This is a genomic window from Siphonobacter sp. (assembly GCF_048595215.1).
GTDB lineage: Bacteria > Bacteroidota > Bacteroidia > Cytophagales > Spirosomataceae > Siphonobacter.
Genome location: NZ_JBMDWJ010000292.1, coordinates 1 through 2,561 on the forward strand (window position 1 = coordinate 1; position 2,561 = coordinate 2,561).

Here is a 2,561-nt window from a genome sequence, read left to right on the forward strand (position 1 = left end):
TACGGACAGACGCCTCCGCCTGCCATCCTGCCCATGAACATTCGCTGGATGGGCAATAGCTCCGTTGCCACAATTCCTACGCTGTTGCATCAGGTCATGCAGGGTGAATTGCCGGGGTATTCCCTGCAAAAAGAAGATTATATTCTACTGGCCTCCGTGGGAGCAGGGATGAATATCAATGCATTGATCTATCAAATGTGACGCTCCGCGAAGCCGTATATTGCCTTTAGCCAAACCTGTATCTTGTGTCAAGTGTCTATTTCCGTACGCGTAGCAGACGATCCGTCAGATACCGGCGGACGGGTTCATCGTACAGCTTCAGGCAGCCATACGCCAGGATTACTGAACCCACGACCAAAGCCAACGCTCCAGGCAATGATTGTTCGAAGGTGAGTTTTTCATTTTTCACCCAGGCGAAGTACAGGTAAATGAACGGGTAATGAACCATGTATAAAGGGTACGAAAGGTCGCCTAATAAGGTACATAGCCGAGTCATACGTTGGCTGATCGTGGTTTCGGAAGCTCCCAGATAAACCAATATCGGAAAGATGATCGTCACACAGAAGGTATCGTATAAACCATTCATCCACAGGTGTTCACTGCCGCCGATGCGTGGGATCGCCGATAATATAAGAATGGCCAGACTACCGATCCAGAACGTCCCTTTGACCGCGATCGGCTTGAATACGCGGGAGAGAAGTAAGCCCGCCGCGAACGAAAACAGCAGACGTAACGAGCCGCCGAGCATGTTGTCACCCGTTATCGAAAAACCCACGCATAGATCACCGTAGGGCCCAAGCATCGCGAAAGCTGCCAAACCGAATGCCGCCAGTATCACCAGTACGGCTAATGCTTTCGTGGAAAGCTTACGCAACCAGAACGCGTAGAGGAGATTCCCGATATACTCGAAGAACAGCGACCAGCTTGGGCCATTTAAGGGAAACATTTCGCCGACGCCCCGAATTTCAAAACCAGGCGTCGCGGGGATGAGCAGGGCGTTGATCAACGTCGCTACCAAGAGCATGGAAACGGATACTTGGGATACATCCCAAACTGAGCACCCCTGCGTATAAAACATAATCGCTCCGATGATGGCCCCTAGTACCACCAGGGGATGCAAACGAATCAATCGACGTTTGATAAAGTCCAGAACCGTCATCTTCTCCCAGCGATCATCGTACGCATAGCCCACCACGAAGCCCGAGAGAATAAAGAAGAAGTCTACCGCCAGATAACCGTGATTGATAATCTGGTCTAAGTGACTGGTAGCAAAGGCTTCGAACACGTGAAAACATACCACACTCAAGGCTGCTACACCCCGTAATCCATCCAGAATGTGGTAATGAGGTTTGGCATCCGCAAAGGCAGTACCGGGAATTTGGAAATTTGACATGGATACTCCTTGGGTTATCACCTCACTAGCGATACGTCTCCGTATAGGCTGTTCTCAGGTACCAGCAAAGTCTCAAAATTACTACCCGTACAAGCGTGATCCTACCGCCAGCTTATGGAAAAATAATATGTTTTTCGCTGCCCATCGGTGTACTACGAAAGTATACGGGGAATCAAACTGGGTACTACCAACACCAATTCAGTAGCATACAAAATACAATTAGCGGTTCAACAGCCGAACCTTTAGCTTTCAAAAATCTTCTTCCGGTGCTCGATGCCCCAAGTAGTCAGATTCTCAATAATGGTTCTCAGTGACCAGCCGTGATCGGTCAGTTCATACTGTACGGTTACTGGCTGAGTATCCAGCACCGTTCGCTTAACGAGCTGATTGATTTCCAGCTCTTTGAGTTCCTTACTGAGCATTTTGTTCGAGATCCCGTCCACGTCGTTTAGAATGTCGGAAAACCTCCTTTTGCTGTAATAGCAAATGGATGAGATGATGGCAATTTTCCATTTGCCATTGAGTACGTGCATGCAGTCCTGGACCGCCCGCATCTCCTTTTTGTGTTCGTCGCTTTTACGGGGTACGCACGTCATAGGTTACTTAGTTACTTGGGGGTTACTGTTACTTTTAGATACAAAGTTACTAAAATAAATCAAGCCCCTTTAGTTTTGCTGCCCAAACAATAAATGAGCAGTAACCATGAGTAAGTTAATGAACAAAGTGGCACTCGTTACGGGTGCTTCCAAAGGTATCGGTGCCTCCATTGCTACGTACTTTGCGGCAGAAGGAGCTAAAGTAGTCGTAAACTATGCCTCCAGTAAGGCCGGAGCAGACCAGGTGGTCCAGGCTATCACCGCTAACGGTGGTACCGCTATTGCCGTGCAGGGCGATGTGTCGAACCCAGCCGATGTGAAAAGACTATTTGAAACCACCAAAGAGGCGTTTGGTACGCTGGACATTCTGGTCAATAATGCGGGTATCTACATCTATGAACCGATTGAACAGATCTCCGCCGAAACGTTTCAGCAACAGTTTAACATCAATGTATTAGGTTCCATTCTTACCATTCAGGAGGCGTTGAAACTGTTTGGTATGGAGGGTGGTAGCATTCTAAACATCAGTTCCGGTGCCAGCCGTATGCCTATACCAACGGGCTCCGTTTATT

At 48.4% G+C, this 2,561-nt stretch carries 4 protein-coding genes; 2 read left to right on the forward strand and 2 right to left on the reverse strand.

Features of this window, described 5'->3' with window-relative positions; translation table 11 throughout:
• The coding region (locus tag ACOJTG_RS18160) for a 3-oxoacyl-[acyl-carrier-protein] synthase III C-terminal domain-containing protein (RefSeq protein WP_420155118.1) at nucleotides 1–201 on the forward strand (201 nt) is incomplete at its 5' end.
• Nucleotides 202–256: 55 nt separating this feature from the next.
• On the opposite strand, the gene ACOJTG_RS18165 is transcribed toward ACOJTG_RS18160, so the two are convergent.
• Together ACOJTG_RS18165 and ACOJTG_RS18170 are read right to left on the reverse strand one after the other, a co-directional pair.
• The gene (locus ACOJTG_RS18165; RefSeq protein ID WP_420155119.1) at nucleotides 257–1,393 is read right to left on the reverse strand and encodes an acyltransferase family protein; all 1,137 of its coding nucleotides are present in this window, start codon (nucleotides 1,391–1,393) and stop codon (nucleotides 257–259) included.
• Nucleotides 1,394–1,635: 242 nt separating this feature from the next.
• On the reverse strand, nucleotides 1,636–1,989 hold the full coding sequence (locus ACOJTG_RS18170) for a winged helix-turn-helix transcriptional regulator (protein WP_420155120.1): 354 nt from the start codon (nucleotides 1,987–1,989) through the stop codon (nucleotides 1,636–1,638).
• Nucleotides 1,990–2,095: 106 nt separating this feature from the next.
• Here ACOJTG_RS18170 and ACOJTG_RS18175 point away from each other — a divergent pair.
• The coding region (locus tag ACOJTG_RS18175; RefSeq protein ID WP_420155121.1) for an SDR family NAD(P)-dependent oxidoreductase at nucleotides 2,096–2,561 on the forward strand (466 nt) is incomplete at its 3' end.